The organism is Shimia ponticola, from assembly GCF_007995215.1.
Classification (GTDB): Bacteria; Pseudomonadota; Alphaproteobacteria; order Rhodobacterales; family Rhodobacteraceae; genus Shimia_B; species Shimia_B ponticola.
The window spans coordinates 205,027-223,827 of record NZ_VCDK01000002.1 but is presented as its reverse complement, the minus strand read 5'-3'; the positions used below and the strand labels follow the sequence as shown (position 1 = coordinate 223,827).

Sequence of the window (18,801 nt, the reverse complement as noted above, 5' to 3'; positions counted from 1 at the left end):
ACACATCAAGCTGTGGTTACGCTTGGTTCATGACGGAAAAGGAAAAAATGATCGCCGGGTTGCCTTACCGCCCCGGAGACCCCGAACTGGTTGCGGATCGGGTCCGCGCCCAGCGGCTCATGCGCGAATACAACCAGACCATTGTGACCGAAGATGATTTGCGCTCGCCCATTCTGGATCAATTGATCGGGTCCAAAGGCGCTGGCTGTGCCCTGCGCGCGCCGATCTATGTCGACTATGGATACAACATCCACCTCGGTCAGGATGTGTTCATGAACTACAACTGCGTGCTTCTGGATATCTGCCCGATCACCATTGGCGATCGCACAGCCATTGGCCCGATGTGTCAAATCCTTGCCGCCGACCACCCCCGTGCGCAGGAAGACCGCGCCGCCATGCTGGAATTTGGAAAGCCCGTCACCATCGGCGCAGATGTCTGGATGGGCGGCGGTGCGATTATTTTGCCGGGCGTCACCATCGGCGACGGTGCAATCGTTGGCGCAGGTGCGATTGTCACGCGCGATGTGGCGCCGGGCCAAACGGTTGTCGGAAATCCCGCGCGGCCGATTTAACTCCGACAGGCAATTCGAAAGAGGCTTTCAACGCCCGCTAAGTGGGAGCGCTCCCCCCCACACTTTCAGTTTTGCAAGGCGCGACAGATGGCAAGCCCTCCACGATCAGATCGTGGGAACGCTACTTTGCGGTATCATTCATCGCCCATCTCCTCTGCCACAATGATCAATCAATCCATGCTTGCACAGGCCGCGCCGGGCATGCAGGCTTTCAATTATGAAAACCGCCTGGAATGACCTTGCCCTGTTTGCCGCCGTTGCGCGGCATGGCCAACTGGCGCGCGCGGCCACCGAAACGGGGGCCAGCCCGGCGACGCTTAGCCGACGCATGACGGCTTTGGAAAAGTCGATGGGGCGCAGGCTCTTTCTCCATGGCGCGCAAGGCTACGCTCCGACCGCCGAAGGACGAGAGCTCTTGGCCAAAGCAGAACGCATGGAAGCGGCAGCCGCAGAGATATCTCAGTGGCAGGCGAAGGTCAGCGGCCCGACTCGGGTCCGCATTTCTGCCGGAACGTGGACGTCTCTTCTTTTGGCGCGGGACCTTCCCAAGTACTGGACGGCATCGGACAATTGGGTGCCTGAATTCCTGCACCGAAACGGCGAAATGGACATCGCAAGACGCGAGATCGACATTGGCTTGCGCAACAAACGGCCTGACCAACCATGGCTCGCCGGGCGATCCGTGGGCGATGTGCATTTTGCAATTTACGGCCAAGCGGGCATGGACCCCGAAACAGCGCCGTGGATCGGCGCGAGCCATGACGCTGCCGCGACGCGAAGCGCATCATGGGTGCGCAAGACTCATGAGGCGCAAATCGTTACAACAGTCAATGATCCAAAGCTTGGTATGCATCTGGCAGAAGCCGGCGTGGGGTGTATCGTGTTTCCGATGATGATCGGGGAAACCCGCCCTCGTCTCACTCGGCTGTCCGACCCGATCCCGGAGTTGTCTCATGCGCGTTGGCTCGTGTCGCATCACGAAACCCGGTTCGACCCAGGCATTCGTGCTGCGCTTGACGCCATCGCCGGATATCTTGGAGATACGAAATAGGGGCGACAGTAGGACGGGTTTGCACCCGTTGAAAACAAGCTCACCCACTTGTTCCGATGCACAACAAGCCCATTAACTTGTAAAACATACAAACAAGTCTTATAACTTGTTCCATGGCCACTGAAATTAACGCAATTCTGACAGGTGACATCGTCTCATCACGCGGCCTCTCGGCGCGCACCTTAGAGACGGTGATGCAGGATATAGACGAAACGGCCGATGAATTGTCGCGCGACTTCGCCTGCCCGGTCCACATGGCACGCTACCGTGGCGATGGATGGCAGGTCTGGGTCCAAGACGGATCAGCCGGCCTGCGCGCCGCCTTGCGCATCCTAACACGATTGGGCGGCACAGGCCAAAGCACCCGCATCGCCATGGCCGTAGGTGAAGCGACCCTGCCAGCCAGCGGTGATCTAGCCGCCGCATATGGTCCGGCGTTCGAGGCCGCTGGCGATGCGCTTGAACAGATGCCACGGCACCGCCGCATGTCGATCGCCGCAACCGCAGGTCCATGGCCCCTGGCATTGCTGGAAGTCATCGATTTCCAAGCCCGACAATGGACCAAGGCCCAGAACGCAGCGCTTTATCACGCGCTAGCGCGGCAGGACGTCACCCAAGCCGAAATCGCAAATCGCTTTGGCGTTTCCCAACAGGCCATCCAAGACCGTCTCGCCGGTGCTGGTCTACGTGCCTTGAACGCGGCTTTGGATGTCTTCGAAGCGGAAATTGTCAAATGATCGAGACCTTTGCCCTTCTTCTTTTTGCGCATGTGCTGGCTGATTTCATACTCCAGACCAACTGGATGGTTCGGACCAAAACGCGTTTTATCGGCATGGCCGCCCACATCGCCATCGTCTGGGTCACCTTGGCCGCTGTCACTACCATGCCGCTTCATGAGGCCGTGCTGATCCTCATCGGTGCCCATCTGGTCATAGACGTCGTGAAAACAGCCGCCCTTCCCAACACCTTCGCCAGCTTCATGGCCGACCAAGCCGCCCATGTCGCGTCGCTTATTGTCGTCGCAGCCATTGCCCCCGATCTTTGGTCAGGCAGCCTGTGGGCGGTAGATGGGTTTGACTGGTTGCCATCAACACTGATCCTGATCAGCGGCTTCATCATCGCCACACGCGCAGGTGGCTTTGCCATCCGGCTGCTGATGACACCGTATGCCGAGATAACCGAACGCGAAGGACTTGCCGATGGTGGCGCGCTGATCGGCCAGCTAGAGCGCGGTATCGTCTTTATCCTGATACTCGCAGACGCCCCGATGGCCATCGGCTTTCTGATCGCTGCGAAATCCATTCTGCGTTTCAAGCCAGAGGCCGAAGATCAACTGACGGAATACGTGATCATCGGAACCCTGGCATCATTTGGGTGGGCCTTGGCCGCCACCTTTGCTTCGCTTGGCGTAATGTCTGTCCTACCACCTTTGCCGTGGCTACCCTGATCACTTCAAAGCACGCTCAAGAAAAGCTTGCGTCTCTGGCTGTTTTGGCGCGGTAAACAGCACATCAGGTGGGCCTTCTTCAACGATCCGGCCATCGGCCAGAAAACAAACCTTGTCCGCAGCCTCGCGGGCAAAGCCCATTTCATGCGTGGCCAGAACCATCGTCATCCCGTCTGCTTTCAACGCAAGTAGCACGTCCAGAACCTCGCCTACCAACTGCGGATCCAGCGCGCTGGTGATTTCATCAAACAACATCACCTCGGGCCGCATAGCCAAGGCTCGAATGATCGCAACCCGTTGTTGCTGACCGCCGGACAGCTGATCGGGATAATGCTCCATCCGGTCGCCCAGCCCAAAACGCTCGAAAAGCGCAGAAACCTCGGGCCGGATGGCATCACGCGACACACCGCGCACGCGGCGCGGCGCCAGCATGGCATTCTCGACCGCGGTCATATGTGGAAACAGGTTATAGCTTTGAAAGACCATCCCGATGCGCCGACGCACTGGTTCAGGGTCCAGCCCCGGAACGGCAATGTCCTGCCCGTCTAGATAGACCGCTCCGTCATCAATCGGCTCTAAAAGGTTGATACAGCGCAGAAATGTCGACTTGCCCGACCCCGAAGCCCCGATCAGACAAACAAGCTCACCTTCCTGAACATCAAGAGAAATGCCTTTGCAGACATGGTTCGACCCAAAGGTCTTTTGCACATCACGCAGCGATAGCTTCACGACCGATCCCGCCGCTGTTTAGCCATCAGGTAATCCGCATAGCGCGTCGCCGGAATTGTGATCGCGAGGAAGATCACTGCCGCCCCGACATATGGCGTGAAGTTCGCATAGAGCGACTTGAACACGCCCGCCTGCCGGAAAATCTCGACCGGTCCGATAAAGCTGAGCAGCGCGACATCCTTTTGCAGTGCAATCAGCATGTTCATATTTGCAGGCACCACGCGACGTACCGCCTGCGGAAGGATCACATACCACATGGTATCGCGACGGCTCAGGCCAAGGCTCTCGGCCGCCGCACGTTGCGACGGATGAATGCTCTCGATCCCTGACCGGAAAATCTCGGCCACATAGGCCGAATAGGTCAGGATCAGCGCAAGCGAGCCCCAAATATAGGGGCTGTTCCAAGGGCGCGGCAGGCCAAGTCCGGGAATCCCGAACCCGATCAGGTAGACCGTGAGCACAACCGGAACGCCCCGGAATACATCCGTGAAAGCCGCGCTGAAAATCCGCAGTGGATAGAGCGCCGGATTCCGCACATCCCGCGCCAGCGCAATCAGCAATCCGAGAACCGCAATCGCAGGCGCGCACCAGGCAAAAATCATGACGTCGATCAGAAAGGCGTCCAGCAACTTGGGAAAGGTTGCGCTGAAGACATCCCAGTTGAAAAAGCTTTTCTTCACCGCTGCCCAACCGGGCGCGAGCGGCACGAGCAACACGATTGCCAGAACGACAGCGACCGTGCTCGTCCCTGCAATCATCAGGCTGCGTTTTCGCAGCCCGTCTTCATATATCTGTCGGCGGGTCCGGGCAGGTTTGCCCGAACCTTCGTCTGCAATTGTCATTTACTGGATCAGCGGCACGCCGGTCGTGTCTTGCAACCATTCAGCCTCAATCGCGGCCAGTTCGCCGGACTCAGTGAGGCTCATGATCGCAGCATCAACACACTCCTTCAGCGGATTGCCCTCTTCCATCAACATGCCGAACAGGTCAGGCGTGTCCGCGCGATCTGCTGGAAACTGCCCCAGAATGGTGCCCCCATCCAACACAACAGCGCTCAGATAAAGCGCGGTCGGCAGGTCAAACAAAGCCGCATCAATCTGACCGGCCTGCATGGCGGCAATCACATCGTTATTGTCATTGTAGAACAACGGATCCGAAGATGGCTGAATGGTATTGATCAGCTTTTGCGCACCTGTCGTGCTGCCAACGGCGCCCCATTTCAGACCCTTCAGTGCATCAAGCGTGGCCTCTGTTTCGGACACAGCCCCAACAGCCAAGGCGGCCATGGGCGCTGCATAATACGGTTCGGAAAAATCTACCATCTGATCGCGCTCTGGCGTGATCGAATATTGCTGCATGTTGATGTCAAAATTCTTGGCACCCGGCTGGATCGCCTCATCAAAAGACGTCCGCACCCAGACAACATTCTCGGCTGACAGCCCCATTTCTTCGGCCACTGCGTAAGCGACCGCCGCTTCAAAGCCCTTACCGCTTTCCGGCGCGTCGTCCATGACCCAAGGATAGTAGGCAGGATTGCCAGTCGCGATGGTCAGCTTGCCTTCGGTCAATGTCTTTCCTTCGTAGCAAAGGTGCCCGCCTGCCACGGCCGTCGTTCCCATCAACGCCAAAGCGCCGGCTACAATCAAACGTGTCATGATGAATTCCCCCGGTTGGATATCTGACCCGCAGCTTATGCCGCTCGTGCCGTCTGTCCAGCGCGTTCCGCCAAACTGCGCCCAATCGCGGGCTTGAGCGCGCGGCAATGCCACCCTATCTTGCAAATAGACACAGGAGCGCAGCATGTTCTCGATCCCCGGCCAAGCCGCCGTCAAAATGACCCCAGCAGCGGTCAAACAGATCGCCAAACTGATGGACCGTGACGGACGTCACGGTCTGCGCATCGGCGTGAAAAAAGGGGGCTGCGCAGGCATGGAATACACGATGGACTATGTGGATACGCCCGATCCGATGGATGAAGTTGTCGAACAGGACGGGGCGCGCGTGATGATCGCGCCCATGGCGCAGATGTTCCTGTTCGGGACCGAGATCGACTATGAGGTGTCGCTTCTTGAAAGCGGGTTCAAGTTCAAGAACCCCAATGTCGTCGACGCCTGCGGCTGCGGCGAAAGCATCAAGTTCGACGAAAGCCTCAGCACCAAGGCTTGACCCCCTTGCCCAGACACGGTTGGTAACTTCTGACAAGTTCAGGAGTTGATCATGCGGAAACTGGCTGCCGGAAACTGGAAAATGAACGGGCTGCGCGACAGCCTTTCCGAGATCGGCACGTTGAGCGAAACGCACGCGTCGCCAGCGGTTGATGTGCTGATCTGCCCGCCTGCAACCTTGATCACACCGGCACGTGCGGCAGCCACTGCGAGCATCGCGATCGGGGCGCAAGACTGCCACGCCGTCAGTTCTGGCGCGCATACCGGAGACATCGCCGCAGAGATGCTGGTCGAGGCAGGTGCTTCTGCAATCATCGTTGGCCACTCCGAACGCCGCAGCGATCACGCCGAAACTGATGCAATGGTCAAAGCCAAAGCCGAAGCCGCCATAGGCGCAGGTGCCATCGCCATCGTGTGCCTCGGTGAAACACTGGAAGAGCGCGAGGCGGGGAGCACGATTTCCGTCGTTGCGAAACAATTGGCCGGGTCCCTGCCCGACGGCGCAACAGCCGCAAATACCGTGATCGCCTATGAACCGGTCTGGGCAATCGGTACAGGCAAGGTCGCAACCCCCGAGCAAATCGCAGAAGTGCATGAGGCCCTGAGGATCGATCTACAGGACAAAATGGCTGACGGTTCTGACGTGCGAATCCTCTATGGCGGCTCCGTCAAGGCCGCGAACGCCACCGAAATCTTCGCCCTGCCCAATGTCGACGGCGCGCTGGTTGGCGGCGCGTCCCTGACGGCGGAGCAATTCAGCCCGATCATCACGGCGCTCGAGGCGGCATCGTGAGTCTTGGCTGGGTCAAGGATCGCGCAGCGACCGCGTAGCGGCTCGTCCTTGAGGCAGACACGACTCACTCTCACCCTTGAAATGGTCTGTTTAAGGCAGAGTCTGCCTTAAACGACCTCTCAGCAAAAAGGGCCGCGCGTTCCTCACGCGCAGCCCCTCCCTGACTTACAGAAAATCCGCAGATGTCCCCATAAAGGGAACGCGCGCGAAGCGCGCTCCGCTTATTTGATTATGAGTTCCGGCCCCATCACCGCGTTCGGCAGCGCCGTGGAAATCCACGGGATGTAGGTCACCATGATCAGGAACACGAAGAGCACGGCAAGGAATGGCAGTGCCGCTTTCACGACCGCCATCATCGGCATCTTGGCCACGCCCGACGTCACGAAGAGGTTCAGACCCACCGGCGGCGTAATCATCCCGATTTCCATGTTCACGACCATGATGATGCCTAGGTGGATCGGGTCGATCCCTAGCTCAATCGCAATCGGGAACACCAGCGGTGCAACAATCACCAACAGACCCGATGGCTCCATGAACTGACCACCGATCAACAGGATCACATTGACGATGATCAGGAACATGACCGGGCCGAAACCTGCCGCCAGCATCGAGTTGGCGATGCTCTGTGGGATCTGCTCATCTGTCAGCACGTGCTTCAGGATCAGAGCATTCGCGATCACGAAAAGCAGCGTCACCGTCAGCTTGCCTGCCTCAAACAGCGCTTTTTGCGTGTCCTTGTGGAAGAAGGACGGCACCAGATAGATCACGGTCTCGACCGCATATTTTGGCAGGTTCTTCAGGAATTCACCGCCATTGGCGGCACGCGGCTTGTCTTTCAATGGCCCCATGTCGCGATAGACGAAGGTGGCCACAAAGAACGCATAGACCGATGCGACCGCAGCGGCTTCTGTCGGCGTAAAGACACCGCCGTAAATGCCACCCAGAATGATCACGATCAGGAACAGGCCGAAGAACGCCTGCGCACCCGAGGCGCCAATCTCAGACCAGCCCAGCCAGTCACCTTTTGGCAGGTTCTTGACCTTGGCCATCACGTAGATGGTCACCATCAACATGAGACCTGCCATCAGACCCGGCACAACACCGGCAAGGAACATCCGCCCAACGGACACCTCAACAGCCGCCGCATAGACCACCATCACGATCGACGGTGGGATCAAAATTCCCAGCGTCCCGGCGTTACAGATCACACCAGCCGCAAATTCCTTGGAATAGCCGACCTGGCGCATGCCCGCGATCACGATGGACCCGATGGCCACCACAGTCGCTGGCGACGAGCCGGACAGGGCCGCGAACATCATACAGGCAAAGACGCCCGCAATCGCGAGGCCGCCCGGGAAATGGCCCACGCAAGCGATCGAGAAGCGGATGATCCGTTTGGCCACCCCACCTGTCGACATGAACGACGAAGCCAGGATGAAGAACGGGATCGCAAGCAGCGTAAAGTGGCCCTCAAAGGCTTCGAACAGGGTTTGCGCAATCGACGCAAGCGACGTGTCCGAAAACATCAGCAGGAACAGGATTGACGAAAGGCCAAGGGATACCGCGATGGGCACACCAATCAGCAGGAGCCCGATGACCCCGAAAAACAGAAGTGCGACGTCCATGACTTATCCCTTTGTCCCGTCTGCCACATTGGCTGCGGCTTCGATTTCGTCGTCTTCAACCTCGTGCGAGGCGACAAGTTGGGTGATGCGCCCGGTCCAGATACCCCACGCGGCTTGGCAAAAGCGCAGCAGCAACAAGGCCATAGACAAAGGCAAGATGAGGTAAGGCAACAAACGCGGGATCTTTTCGTATTCCTCACCCTCGTTGAACACATCCTCCATCCAGCGCAGCGCGCCGGGCATCGGGATGTCGTCTACTTCGTACCACCCCTGATCGCGGAACTTGTCCTCAAACCCCAGCGGGAACCAGCGCCCTTCAGTCTTTGGCAAGTTCGCGAAATTCGCCCAATAGTCCCAGGCACCCTTCAACAAAAGGAAGCTGAAGGCGATGCAGCATGCGACCGAGATGAGACCAAGCACCTTGCGAGGCCCCGGCATCAGGTTCTGCACGATGGCATCCACCCCCAGATGCATGCCCTTTTTCACTGCGTAGGACGCACCCAGCAAAACCAGCCAACCAAACATGAACACCGTCAATTCAAGCGCCCAAAGGATGTTTGAATTAAAGACATACCGCGCAACGACGTTCGCAAACGTCAGAGCTGTCATCAGACCCAAGAGAAGACTGATAAGCCCCTCTTCCAATCTATCAATCATAGCTTCACCGTTCCGCGTCGTCCTTTGGACGTCGCGCTCCCCGATCATTCATTTTTCTGAGAAGACCTCGCATCCGAGGCAAAAAACGGGCTGCCCACACGGAACACCGGGGGCAGCCCGAAGATAGGCTTAAGAGCCCATCGACATGTTAATCGCCTGCGCGGCGTCGATCAGTTCAGATGGCACGTCGCCAGAGAACTGCTCCCAAACAGGCTTCATGGTGTTGACCCACTCTTCACGCTGCTCAGGTGTTAGCTGACGAATGGTGCCACCAGCTTCGATGATCGCCGCTTTGGCCTGCTCGTTCACGGCAAAGGCTTCTGCGTTGCGCGTCTCGGTCACTTCACCAAGGATCGTCAGGAATTGCTCACGGGTGTCGTCTTCAAGGCTGTCGAGCCAATCCACCGAGGTCACGACGAGATAGTCAATGATGCCGTGGTTGGTTTCGGTCACGCCGTCCTGCACTTCAAAGAACTTGCGGCCAAAGATGTTCGACCAAGTGTTTTCCTGACCGTCCACAACACCCTGCTGCAGCGCGCCATACACTTCCGAGAAGGCCATTTTCTGTGGCGAACCACCGATGGCTTCCATCTGTGCAACCAGAACGTCAGACGCCTGAACACGGAATTTCAGACCATTGGCATCCGTTGGCGAAACCAGCGGCACATTTGCCGACATCTGTTTCATGCCGTTGTGCCAGAATGCCAGACCCTGCAGGCCACGACGCTGCATGCTGTCCAGCATCGCTTGACCGCTTTCGGACGCCTGGAACTGGTCAACCGCGTCAATGTTCACGAACATGAACGGAAGGTCGAACAGGCGGAACTGCTTGGTGAAGGTTTCGAACTTCGACAGCGAAGGCGCGGCAAGTTGAACGTCGCCTTGCAGCAGCGCTTCTAGAACCTTGTCATCGTTATAGAGCGTGGAGTTCGGGAAGACCTCCATGCACATGGTGCCGTCCATCTCGGCATTTACGCGCTCGGCCAAGAGAGTCGCGGCGATGCCTTTCGGGTGACGGTCGGTGTTGGTCACGTGGCTGAACTTGACGACGATCTCGTCGCCTTCACAGGCCGCGAAGGATGCGGTTGCAGACACAGAAAGTGTGACGGCCGCGACGGCGGCAGCGATAAATTTCATTGGTTTTCCTCCCATATGCTTGGGTTACTCCCAAGCGATGGTGAAAAGCCTAGCTGTGCTGGCAAACCTGCCAACAGGAAAAATCACATTTCTGAGAATATCGCGCAACCCGCTGAAATTTTTCAATTTCTAGAAAAGTTGCGCACCATGGCAGGATTGGATTGTCCGAAATTCCGCACAACTCCGCCTGTCAGCGCAGTCTAACCGCGATAGTCCTCTGGCGTCAGATTGTGGCGTTTGAGCTTATCGTAGAGCGTCTTGCGTGGCAGACCCAATACCTCCGCCGCCCGCGCCGCCTGACCATCACAGGCTTGCAAGGCTTCAATGATGAACGTCCGCTCCACCTCTGCCATGCGACCGACCAGCGAACCTGTCAAAGGCGCGACATCCTTCACAGCGGCGCGTCTTGCCTTGATTTCGCTCGCGCGGGCCGCCGTTGCCGCGCGCACGGTATCCAGCAACTCTGCGCTTGAACAGGGTTTCTCCAATAGCGAAAACGCCCCTTCGCGCATGGCCCTCACGGCCATTGGCACATCTGCGTGCCCCGTCAACACAATGACCGGAATGGCGGGGTCGATCTTGCGCACCCGCGCCAGCATATCAAATCCATCACGGCCGGGCATTTTGACATCTGTAACCACAACGCCCGGCCATCCGGCATGCAAATGATCAACAGCCTCGATCAGCGCGCGGGCCAAAATGGTGTCATACCCATCAAGCTCTAGCGTCTGGCCATAGGCCGTCCGCACATCTTCGTCGTCATCGACCAAAAGAACCGGTGTCGTCATTCTGCCGCTGTCGCCTTTTCATCAGCGCGAGGCAATCGAATTTCAAAAACAGCCCCCCCAACCGGATGATTGCGCGCAAGAAGCTGCCCACCAAAGCTCTGGATCAGGCCGTAGGACAATGACAGCCCCAATCCCAGTCCATCCCCGACGGCCTTGGTCGTATAAAACGGATCAAATACCTTCTCCGGCGCTGGCAACCCCGGCCCCGTATCTGTGACGGTCAAGCTGACAAAGTCCGCGCTTTGCCCAAGCGACACGTCAATGCGCCCAGCGGGTTGCCGCGCCGCCTCAATGGCGTCGACGGCATTCGCCAAGAGGTTCAAGAGCACCTGCTCCAACCGGACGCGTCCGCCCGTGACCCAGACCGCATCTTGTGGCAGATCGAGCGCCAGTTCGACGCCGGTATCGCTCAGCCGCTCGTCGATCATCTGACAAACGGCATGCACGCAGGCCACCAAATCCACGGCAGCGAGCGGCTCTTGCTCGTTGCGCGCAAAGGCGCGCAGATTTTTCAGGATGCGCCCGGATCGTTCGGCCATGGCCCCGATACGTTCAAAATTCGTACCTGCCTTCGGCGCCATGCCGCGTTCAAGAAATGTCGCGCCATTGTCGGCCAAAGATCGGATCGCCGCCAATGGCTGGTTCAACTCATGACTGATGCCAGCCGACATTTCACCCAGTGCCGCCAATTTCTCAGCCTGCACCAAATCGGCTTGCAACCTCGCACGGGCGTGGATCTCTTCCTTCAATTGGGCGTTGGCGGCGGACAGGTCGCGTGTGCGTTCCTCCACCCTTTGCTCCAGTTGCCGCGCCGCCGCCTCTTTGACCGCGAGACGTCCCCGGAGGGCCTGTCGCCTTTGCCAGATCAAAGCCCCGATCAGCGACAGGATCACACCGCTGAACACGCCCAAGACCGCGCCGGATTGCGCCTGTTGAAAGGTGCCGCGAATGTCCGCCAGGATATGCGCGGTCAAACCGGTAGCCGCGCTGTCGCGTTCGACGTGTAAAAACGGGCCCTGCCCAATGCTGGCCGTCATACCGTCCCAGATTTCCACCGGTTGCTGGACAAAAGGCGGGCGCAACATGCGCCGCTCGGCCTCAACCACCTGACCGGCCAACTCGCTTCGATTTGAAATGAAGCCTGTTTCCGAGGCATCCGAGAAAAAGATCACCTTGGCATCTGCACGCCAACTGCTTTCCAATTCCTCCACATCCACATGCAGCGCGAACACACCCAACACGCGCCCATTGTCGGCCTGAACAGGATGTTCAAACGAAATCGTTCTTTGACCGCTTGTCGGATCAAGGTCGTAGAACTGGCCAAGAGCGCCCGTCAAAGCCCGCTGGAATGACGGCCTTTCATTTGCAGGACGCGACCCGGCAGAACGCCCTTCTGACGAGGCAATGACCTCACCATCCCGCGTGATCACCTCGGCCCGGCGCGCCCCGGCCACATCTGCAATCCGCGACAACGTCGCCGTCACGTCGACCTCTTGCCCCTCTAGCAGGCGCTGCATTCCGTCGAACCGCGCAAGGATCGCTGGCAAGGTGCGAAACCGTTCTGTTCGGGCCTGCAACCGGTCAAGCGCCAAGGTGAGTGTCGCCTCGGCGCGCACGACCTCGTCCTGCATCGCGCCGCGCAAAGCGACCGTATAGCCCACACCAGCCAGCAAAGCCGACAGAACCAAAGAGGTTATCAGGATCAAACGCACCATCGCGCCTAGCAGACCGCGGCTCGGCGCGAAGTCAAGCCGTTTGCGCTTGCCCCCGACCAGTCGATTGGGGCAGCGTCCGCCCCATGCAGCGTTTTGATCAGCCCCTCAACGACCCCAATTTTGTACAAAATCCCTACCCGGCCTATGACCGCGCCCGAGAGATGGGTGACATCGTGGATTGGCCTGATTTTGGCATGCCGGCCGCCATGTCACACAAGGCCGTATCCTCTATCCTGAAAGATCGCCGCTTCGGGCGCGAGGCACCGACACCACCCGAAGTCGCGCAGCACACAAATGATTTCTACGCCGTCGAAGCTCACTCAATGCTTGAACTGGAGCCCCCGCGCCACACTCGTCTGCGCAGCCTTGTCCTGCGCGCCTTCACATCGCGTCGGATCAATGCGCTGGAGCCTGAAGTCCTGGCCCTTTGCGATGAGTTGATTGACGATTTTCCGTCTGAGCCGTTCGACCTTTTAACCCAATTTGCCCAACCGCTGCCCGTCCGGATCATCGCCCGACTCCTGGGCGTGCCAGAGGATATGGCGCCACAGCTTTTGTCTTGGTCGAACCAGATGGTGGCGATGTACCAAACCAGCCGCACGCACGAGGTTGAGGTCGCGGCGAACACAGCCGCGCGCGAATTCTCAGAGTTCATGCGCGGCTATGTTGAGGAGCGTCGCGCGACGCCCGCCGATGACCTGATCACCCACCTGATCCGCGCAGAAGAAGACGGCGAACGCCTGTCCACTGATGAATTGATCACCACCTGTATCCTGTTGTTGAATGCTGGACATGAGGCAACCGTCCACACCATGGGGAACGGCGTCAAAGCGCTGCTTGAAGAGGGCCAGAGCACCATCACACCCGCCGTGGTGGAAGAAATCATGCGCTATGACCCGCCGCTGCACATCTTCACCCGCTGGGCCTATGATGACATCGAGGTCTGTGGCCACGTGATCCCCAAGCACAGCCAGATTGCATGTGTGCTTGGCGCTGCAAACCGTGACCCCGCCGTCTACGAGGCTCCGAATACCTTCAAACCTGACCGCGGCGGCCCGACCCACACCGCGTTTGGCGCTGGCCTTCATTTCTGTGTCGGTGCTCCGCTCGCCCGACTGGAACTCACCGCAGGTCTGACTGCCCTGCTGACGCGTTGCCCGGACTTACGCCTGACGGAACAACCACTCTACGGCGACACCTATCATTTCCATGGTCTGGCCCGCCTGATGGTGCAGACCTGACACCTTCTATGTTTCAAAAATACTCAACTCCCTACGCTCATCCCAGTGGCAAGGCGTTGGTCGACTTGATCTCTTCCATGCTCAAGAGCGCGGTCACGTTATAGACGCGCACCTCTGAGATCAGCGCCTGATAAAACGCGTCATAGGCCCGCGCGTTCTGAACGCGCACCTTAAGGATATAATCGATGTCCCCTGCCAAACGGTGGGCCTCCTGCACCTCTGGGCGTTCCTGCAAGGCCCGCAAAAAGGAGTCTTGCCATGCGGCTTCGTGCTCTGACGTGCGGATCAGAACGAAGAAACAGGCCTCGAACCCCAGTGCCTCTGGATCAAGGTTCACGGTCTGGTTCCGGATCACGCCAGCCTCGCGCAACTTCTTGATCCGGTTCCACACAGGCGTCTTCGAAGACCCCACCGATTTCGCAATTTCATCAAGCGAGCGTGAGGCATCAACCTGAAGCTCGCCAAGGATTTTCCGATCCAGATCGTCGATGCGGATATTCATTCTGTTTTTACCTCACTTGGAAAACGGTCAGCCTATGTTGTCGATCATTCAGAACATTCTTCCTTCTTTGCAAGCCTGTATGGCCAAATGCCAGAACATTTTCCTATATCTACACCCAGAAAGAGGTGCTGATGAAACACTTTCCCATCTTCATGGCCGTTGAAGGCCGTCGGATCGTTCTGTCGGGGGGCGGTGACGCCGCGCTGGCAAAGCTGCGCCTCTTGATGAAGACCGAAGCCAAGATCACGGTCTTCGCCGACGATCCGGCAGCCGAGATTATGGAATGGGCCGCCGACGGAAAACTGCGCCTCGTGCGCCGTGCGCTTGAGCCCGGCGATGCCACCTGCGCGGCCTTGTTCTATGCGGCGAATGAAGACGATGCAGAAGACCTGCGGGTGACCCGACTGGCGCAGGCCGATGGCGCGCTCTGCAATGTCGTCGACAACCTCGCACTCAGCCAGTTCATTACCCCTGCAATTGTGGACCGTGATCCTGTCACCGTTGCTATTGGCACCGAAGGTGCCGCTCCGGTCCTGGCCCGCGCGATCAAGAAAGACCTGGAAGAGGCGCTGCCAGCCCGCCTCGGGACACTGGCCCGCATCGGCAAAACCTTCCGTCATGCGGTCGAAGCGCTGCCCATGGGCCGCAAACGCCGAGATTTCTGGGCAGACTACTATTTCAACACAGGCCCCAAGGCGCTGGAAGACGGCGAAGAGGCGGTACAACCCGCTTTGGAGACTTTGTTGGACTCCCATTTGAACGCGACTGCCCGTTCCGGTCACATCGACTTTGTCGGCGCTGGCCCCGGTGATCCCGATCTTCTGACGATGAAGGCGCGCCGCGCGCTCGATACGGCAGACGTCGTCCTGTATGACCGCCTCGTCGCTCCAGAGATCCTCGAACTTGCACGGCGCGAAGCCACGATGATTGAATGCGGCAAGACCGGTTTCGGCCCGTCCATGAGCCAAGACGATATCACCGCGTTGATCATAGAACATGGCCAACAAGGCGCGCATGTCGTGCGCCTGAAATCCGGCGATCCGGCAGTATTTGGTCGTCTGGAAGAAGAACTCGACGCTGTCGAAGCCGCTGGCCTGTCCTACACCATCGTCCCCGGCATCACGGCAGCGTCCGGGGCCGTCGCCGCCATCGGTCGCAGCCTCACACGCCGCGGCCGCAATGATGGCCTCCGCTTTATCACTGGCCACGACATGGACGGCTTTGCTGACCACGACTGGAAGGCTCTCGCCGCACCAAACGAAGTCGCCGCCATCTACATGGCCAAACGCGCCGCGCGGTTTGTCCAAGGTCGCCTGATGATGTTCGGCGCGGATGCCGCCACGCCGGTGACCATCGTCACCAATGTCAGCCGTGCCGATCAACAAATCATCGGTACGACACTCTCCGCCCTGCCCGACGCCCTGAAGGACGCCAACGGCCCCGCCATCCTTCTTTACGGTCTCGCCCCCCGCGCGGCCATTGCTGAACTCCCAAAACTGGAGGCCCAAGCCTGATGCCCAAGCCATTCCAACCCTCTGTCGTCACAGCCAATCATCTGCTGGACGGTGATGTGATCTACCAAACCGCCGCTGATGAATGGTCGCGAAACCTGTCCGATGCCGAAGTGCTAACGGACGAGGCAGACGCGCAAATTCGCCTGCTGCACGCTCAGTCGCAGCCAGCCGTGACCGTCGGCGCCTATCTGGCCGAGGTCGCCCTGTCGGTGGAGGGTCCGGAACCAACCCATTTCCGCGAAGAGTTCCGCAAGACGGGACCTTCAAACTACGCCCACGGCAAACAGGTCGGCGCAGCACCCGGCCCACTGGAAGCTTCAGAAGAAACCATTTGACCCACGCCCCGGGCTTGATCCGGGGCCTCGATGAACCGGGCGGATCGCCCACTCGTCGAGGTCCCGGGTCAAGCCCGGGACGCGAAGGAACAGATCGCCATGTACACCTACTCCGATTTCGACGCCGAATTCGTCCGCAACCGCAATGCTCAGTTCCGGGCACAGGTGAACCGCCGCATCGACGGCTCGCTGACCGAGGATGAATTCAAACCGCTGCGCCTGATGAACGGCCTCTACCTACAACTGCACGCCTACATGCTGCGCGTGGCGATCCCCTATGGCACGCTTTCCAGCCGTCAGATGCGCCAGCTCGCCATGATCGCCGAGAAGTGGGACAAGGGCTATGGCCACTTCACCACGCGCCAGAACATCCAGTTCAACTGGCCCAAACTGCAGGACGTGCCGGACATTCTTGACGCTTTGGCCGAAGTCGAGATGCACGCCATCCAGACCTCTGGCAACACGATCCGCAATGTGACCGCCGACCATTTTGCCGGAGCGGCATCGGATGAGATTGCGGACCCGCGCCCGGTCGCTGAACTGTTGCGGCAATGGTCGACGGATCACCCGGAATTTCAATTCCTGCCGCGCAAATTCAAAATTGCCGTGTCTGGGTCCGAAAATGACCGCGCCGTCCTGCGCGCCCATGACCTTGCCGTGCAGATCGTCGAAAAGGATGGGCAGCAGGGTTACCGCATCTTTGTGGGTGGCGGTCTGGGCCGCACGCCGATGATCGGCAAAGTCCTACGCGATTTCCTCTCGCCCGAGGACCTGCTGCCCTATGTCGAGGCCACCGTCAGCGTCTGGAACCTGTTGGGTCGCCGCGACAACAAATACAAATCTCGCATCAAGATCACCGTGCACGAAAACGGGATCGACACCGTCCGCGACAAGGTCGAGGCGCGCTTTGCAGAGATCAAGCCAGCCTTCACAGGCGTCGACCAAGAAATGCTGGAGGGGATCAAGGCACAGTTCGCCCTGCCCGCCTTCCGCAACGCATCCATTGAGGCGCTTGAGGCCTATCGCGCGGCAAACCCGGCATTCCGCGCATGGACCGACACAAACCTGACGGATCACCAGAACGATAACTATGCAATCGTTTCTATCTCTCTGAAATCGCACGGCAAAACGCCAGGCGATGCCAGCGCGGATCAGATGCGTGTCATGGCCGATCTGGCGGAACGTTTTGGCCATGATGAACTGCGCATCAGCCATGAACAGAACGTCATCCTGCCCCACGTGCACAAGGCGGACCTGCCAGAGGTCTACAACACCCTGCGCGACGCGGGTCTCGCGACCGCGAATATCGGTCTGATAAGCGACATCATCGCCTGCCCCGGCATGGATTACTGCGCGCTTGCAACCGCCCGCTCGATCCCCATCGCACAACAGATAGCGACACGCTTTGACGAGTTGAAGCTGGAGCATGAGATCGGCGCGTTGAAGATCAAGATTTCGGGCTGCATCAACGCCTGCGGGCACCACCACGTCGGTCATATCGGCATCCTAGGCCTCGACCGCGCGGGCGTCGAAAACTACCAGATCACTCTGGGCGGCGACGCCACACAAGTTGCGGCACTGGGTCAGCGGACCGGCCCCGGCTTTTCAGCCGATGAGATCATTCCGGCCATTGAGCGGATCGTTTACGCCTATCTCGACCTGCGCACGGATGCGGATGAAACCTTCCTGCAAGCTTTCAATCGCGTTGGCATGAGCCCGTTCAAGGCGGCGCTTTATCCCGCGCAGAGCAAGGCGGCTTGAGCCATGGATTGGACCGCCCCTCTTCCCCAACTGACCCAAAATCTGAATGCGCTCTTGAGCCGCGCCAAACCACAAGACGTCCTGCAAGCCGTCTTGGGTGGCCCGCGCAAAACGGCGATGGTGTCGTCTTTCGGCGCGGACTCGGTTGTACTTTTGCACATGGTTTCACGGCTCGACCGTGACGTCCCGATCCTGTTTCTGGACACCGAGATGCTCTTTCCCGAAACGCTGCGCTACCAATCGGAAGTCGCCGAGACCCTCGGCCTGACAAATGTGCAGGTGATCAAACCCAACCGGGACGAGGTCTTCTTGCGCGATACCGACGGCCTGCTACATCGCGCGGATACCGACGCCTGCTGCCACCTGCGCAAGACCCGGCCGCTGCAAAAGGCTCTGAGCGGCTATGAAACATGGATCACTGGCCGCAAACGGTTTCAGGCCGCCACGCGCGCAGACATGCCCGTGTTTGAAAACGAAGGTGGCAAGCGGCTTAAGGTGAACCCACTAGCGACGTGGGAGACCAAAGATATCGCCGCCTATATCGATGCGCATAATTTGCCCCGTCATCCGCTTGTGGCGCGCGGATACCCTTCTGTTGGATGTGCGCCCTGCACCCATCCCGTCGCCCCCGGTCAGGACCCGCGCTCGGGCCGCTGGGCGGGTCAGGACAAGGTCGAATGCGGCATCCATTTTGAAAACGGCAAGTTCGTGCGCGGCACCCAACCGGATACGGGGCCTGCACCCACCAAAGCACCAGAGGACGCCTGAC

General features: G+C 59.0%; 20 protein-coding genes. 11 read left to right on the top strand and 9 right to left on the bottom strand.

Going from position 1 to position 18,801, the window contains the following annotated elements; genetic code table 11:
• The first annotated feature begins 29 nt into the window (after positions 1-29).
• The 4 genes from FE702_RS02410 to FE702_RS02400 all read left to right on the top strand — a co-directional run bounded on the left by FE702_RS02410 (position 30) and on the right by FE702_RS02400 (position 3,070).
• Positions 30-572 (top strand): sugar O-acetyltransferase, encoded by a 543-nt coding sequence (locus FE702_RS02410; protein ID WP_147124619.1) that lies wholly within the window; start codon positions 30-32, stop codon positions 570-572.
• Positions 573-789: 217 nt separating this feature from the next.
• A complete protein-coding gene (locus tag FE702_RS02405; RefSeq protein ID WP_147124618.1) occupies positions 790-1,623 on the top strand; it encodes a LysR family transcriptional regulator in 834 nt (277 codons plus the stop codon).
• A gap of 113 nt (positions 1,624-1,736) precedes the next feature.
• A complete protein-coding gene (locus FE702_RS18515) occupies positions 1,737-2,360 on the top strand; it encodes a hypothetical protein (RefSeq protein WP_186826959.1) in 624 nt (207 codons plus the stop codon).
• Entirely contained in the window at positions 2,357-3,070 is a 714-nt protein-coding gene (locus FE702_RS02400; protein WP_186826958.1) for a DUF3307 domain-containing protein, read from the top strand. The genes FE702_RS18515 and FE702_RS02400 overlap by 4 nt, the downstream gene beginning before the upstream one ends.
• Here the strand turns inward: FE702_RS02400 and FE702_RS02395 are convergent, their stop codons facing one another.
• Genes FE702_RS02395 through FE702_RS02385 form a run of 3 tightly spaced genes read right to left on the bottom strand, consistent with a single transcriptional unit; the run spans position 3,071 to position 5,454 of the window.
• A complete protein-coding gene (locus FE702_RS02395) occupies positions 3,071-3,799 on the bottom strand; it encodes an amino acid ABC transporter ATP-binding protein (protein ID WP_147124616.1) in 729 nt (242 codons plus the stop codon).
• A complete protein-coding gene (locus tag FE702_RS02390; protein WP_147124615.1) occupies positions 3,796-4,641 on the bottom strand; it encodes an amino acid ABC transporter permease in 846 nt (281 codons plus the stop codon). Before FE702_RS02390 ends, FE702_RS02395 begins: the two co-directional genes overlap by 4 nt.
• Positions 4,642-5,454: an ABC transporter substrate-binding protein gene (locus FE702_RS02385; RefSeq protein WP_147124614.1), complete on the bottom strand. Its 813-nt coding sequence runs from the start codon at positions 5,452-5,454 to the stop codon at positions 4,642-4,644. It abuts the gene before it with no gap.
• Positions 5,455-5,599: 145 nt separating this feature from the next.
• Here FE702_RS02385 and FE702_RS02380 point away from each other — a divergent pair, with 145 nt between their 5' ends.
• Positions 5,600-5,965 (top strand): HesB/IscA family protein, encoded by a 366-nt coding sequence (locus FE702_RS02380; protein ID WP_147124613.1) that lies wholly within the window; start codon positions 5,600-5,602, stop codon positions 5,963-5,965.
• 51 nt (positions 5,966-6,016) lie between these two features.
• Positions 6,017-6,757 (top strand): triose-phosphate isomerase, encoded by a 741-nt coding sequence (gene tpiA / locus FE702_RS02375; protein WP_186826957.1) that lies wholly within the window; start codon positions 6,017-6,019, stop codon positions 6,755-6,757.
• Positions 6,758-6,978: 221 nt separating this feature from the next.
• Here tpiA and FE702_RS02370 read toward each other — a convergent pair whose 3' ends face one another.
• From FE702_RS02370 to FE702_RS02350, 5 genes are all read right to left on the bottom strand, one after another.
• Positions 6,979-8,382 carry a TRAP transporter large permease gene (locus FE702_RS02370; RefSeq protein ID WP_147124612.1) on the bottom strand — a complete coding sequence of 468 codons (1,404 nt, stop codon included), beginning with the start codon at positions 8,380-8,382 and terminating at the stop codon, positions 6,979-6,981.
• 3 nt (positions 8,383-8,385) lie between these two features.
• On the bottom strand, positions 8,386-9,039 hold the full coding sequence (locus FE702_RS02365) for a TRAP transporter small permease (RefSeq protein ID WP_255449558.1): 654 nt from the start codon (positions 9,037-9,039) through the stop codon (positions 8,386-8,388).
• A gap of 129 nt (positions 9,040-9,168) precedes the next feature.
• Entirely contained in the window at positions 9,169-10,176 is a 1,008-nt protein-coding gene (locus FE702_RS02360) for a DctP family TRAP transporter solute-binding subunit (RefSeq protein WP_147124610.1), read from the bottom strand.
• A 200-nt stretch (positions 10,177-10,376) separates the two neighbouring features.
• Entirely contained in the window at positions 10,377-10,964 is a 588-nt protein-coding gene (locus FE702_RS18510; RefSeq protein WP_186826956.1) for a response regulator, read from the bottom strand.
• Entirely contained in the window at positions 10,961-12,679 is a 1,719-nt protein-coding gene (locus tag FE702_RS02350; protein WP_147124609.1) for an ATP-binding protein, read from the bottom strand. The genes FE702_RS18510 and FE702_RS02350 overlap by 4 nt, the downstream gene beginning before the upstream one ends.
• An 83-nt stretch (positions 12,680-12,762) precedes the next feature.
• Here FE702_RS02350 and FE702_RS02345 point away from each other — a divergent pair, with 83 nt between their 5' ends.
• Complete coding sequence (locus FE702_RS02345) at positions 12,763-13,920, top strand: cytochrome P450 (RefSeq protein ID WP_147124608.1); 1,158 nt, start codon at positions 12,763-12,765, stop codon at positions 13,918-13,920.
• Positions 13,921-13,957: 37 nt separating this feature from the next.
• Here FE702_RS02345 and FE702_RS02340 read toward each other — a convergent pair whose 3' ends face one another.
• On the bottom strand, positions 13,958-14,422 hold the full coding sequence (locus tag FE702_RS02340; RefSeq protein WP_147124607.1) for an Lrp/AsnC family transcriptional regulator: 465 nt from the start codon (positions 14,420-14,422) through the stop codon (positions 13,958-13,960).
• A 131-nt stretch (positions 14,423-14,553) separates the two neighbouring features.
• Here FE702_RS02340 and cysG point away from each other — a divergent pair, with 131 nt between their 5' ends.
• The 4 genes from cysG to FE702_RS02320 all read left to right on the top strand — a co-directional run bounded on the left by cysG (position 14,554) and on the right by FE702_RS02320 (position 18,800).
• Positions 14,554-15,936 carry a siroheme synthase CysG gene (gene cysG, locus FE702_RS02335; RefSeq protein WP_147124606.1) on the top strand — a complete coding sequence of 461 codons (1,383 nt, stop codon included), beginning with the start codon at positions 14,554-14,556 and terminating at the stop codon, positions 15,934-15,936.
• Entirely contained in the window at positions 15,936-16,271 is a 336-nt protein-coding gene (locus tag FE702_RS02330; RefSeq protein ID WP_147124605.1) for a DUF2849 domain-containing protein, read from the top strand. The genes cysG and FE702_RS02330 overlap by 1 nt, the downstream gene beginning before the upstream one ends.
• 99 nt (positions 16,272-16,370) lie before the next feature.
• Positions 16,371-18,032: a nitrite/sulfite reductase gene (locus FE702_RS02325; protein WP_147124829.1), complete on the top strand. Its 1,662-nt coding sequence runs from the start codon at positions 16,371-16,373 to the stop codon at positions 18,030-18,032.
• A 3-nt stretch (positions 18,033-18,035) separates the two neighbouring features.
• Entirely contained in the window at positions 18,036-18,800 is a 765-nt protein-coding gene (locus tag FE702_RS02320) for a phosphoadenylyl-sulfate reductase (protein ID WP_147124604.1), read from the top strand.
• Position 18,801: the final 1 nt, after the last annotated feature.

Bases quoted from the DNA above. Each gene is read 5' to 3' on its own strand.
- FE702_RS02410 (WP_147124619.1), top strand. From the start codon at position 30: ATGACGGAAAAGGAAAAAATGATCGCCGGGTTGCCTTACCGCCCCGGA.
- FE702_RS02405 (WP_147124618.1), top strand. From the start codon at position 790: ATGAAAACCGCCTGGAATGACCTTGCCCTGTTTGCCGCCGTTGCGCGG.
- FE702_RS18515 (WP_186826959.1), top strand. From the start codon at position 1,737: ATGGCCACTGAAATTAACGCAATTCTGACAGGTGACATCGTCTCATCA.
- FE702_RS02400 (WP_186826958.1), top strand. From the start codon at position 2,357: ATGATCGAGACCTTTGCCCTTCTTCTTTTTGCGCATGTGCTGGCTGAT.
- FE702_RS02390 (WP_147124615.1), bottom strand. From the start codon at position 4,641: ATGACAATTGCAGACGAAGGTTCGGGCAAACCTGCCCGGACCCGCCGA.
- FE702_RS02385 (WP_147124614.1), bottom strand. From the start codon at position 5,454: ATGACACGTTTGATTGTAGCCGGCGCTTTGGCGTTGATGGGAACGACG.
- FE702_RS02380 (WP_147124613.1), top strand. From the start codon at position 5,600: ATGTTCTCGATCCCCGGCCAAGCCGCCGTCAAAATGACCCCAGCAGCG.
- tpiA (WP_186826957.1), top strand. From the start codon at position 6,017: ATGCGGAAACTGGCTGCCGGAAACTGGAAAATGAACGGGCTGCGCGAC.
- FE702_RS02370 (WP_147124612.1), bottom strand. From the start codon at position 8,382: ATGGACGTCGCACTTCTGTTTTTCGGGGTCATCGGGCTCCTGCTGATT.
- FE702_RS02365 (WP_255449558.1), bottom strand. From the start codon at position 9,039: ATGATTGATAGATTGGAAGAGGGGCTTATCAGTCTTCTCTTGGGTCTG.
- FE702_RS02360 (WP_147124610.1), bottom strand. From the start codon at position 10,176: ATGAAATTTATCGCTGCCGCCGTCGCGGCCGTCACACTTTCTGTGTCT.
- FE702_RS18510 (WP_186826956.1), bottom strand. From the start codon at position 10,964: ATGACGACACCGGTTCTTTTGGTCGATGACGACGAAGATGTGCGGACG.
- FE702_RS02350 (WP_147124609.1), bottom strand. From the start codon at position 12,679: ATGGTGCGTTTGATCCTGATAACCTCTTTGGTTCTGTCGGCTTTGCTG.
- FE702_RS02345 (WP_147124608.1), top strand. From the start codon at position 12,763: ATGCAGCGTTTTGATCAGCCCCTCAACGACCCCAATTTTGTACAAAAT.
- FE702_RS02340 (WP_147124607.1), bottom strand. From the start codon at position 14,422: ATGAATATCCGCATCGACGATCTGGATCGGAAAATCCTTGGCGAGCTT.
- cysG (WP_147124606.1), top strand. From the start codon at position 14,554: ATGAAACACTTTCCCATCTTCATGGCCGTTGAAGGCCGTCGGATCGTT.
- FE702_RS02330 (WP_147124605.1), top strand. From the start codon at position 15,936: ATGCCCAAGCCATTCCAACCCTCTGTCGTCACAGCCAATCATCTGCTG.
- FE702_RS02325 (WP_147124829.1), top strand. From the start codon at position 16,371: ATGTACACCTACTCCGATTTCGACGCCGAATTCGTCCGCAACCGCAAT.
- FE702_RS02320 (WP_147124604.1), top strand. From the start codon at position 18,036: ATGGATTGGACCGCCCCTCTTCCCCAACTGACCCAAAATCTGAATGCG.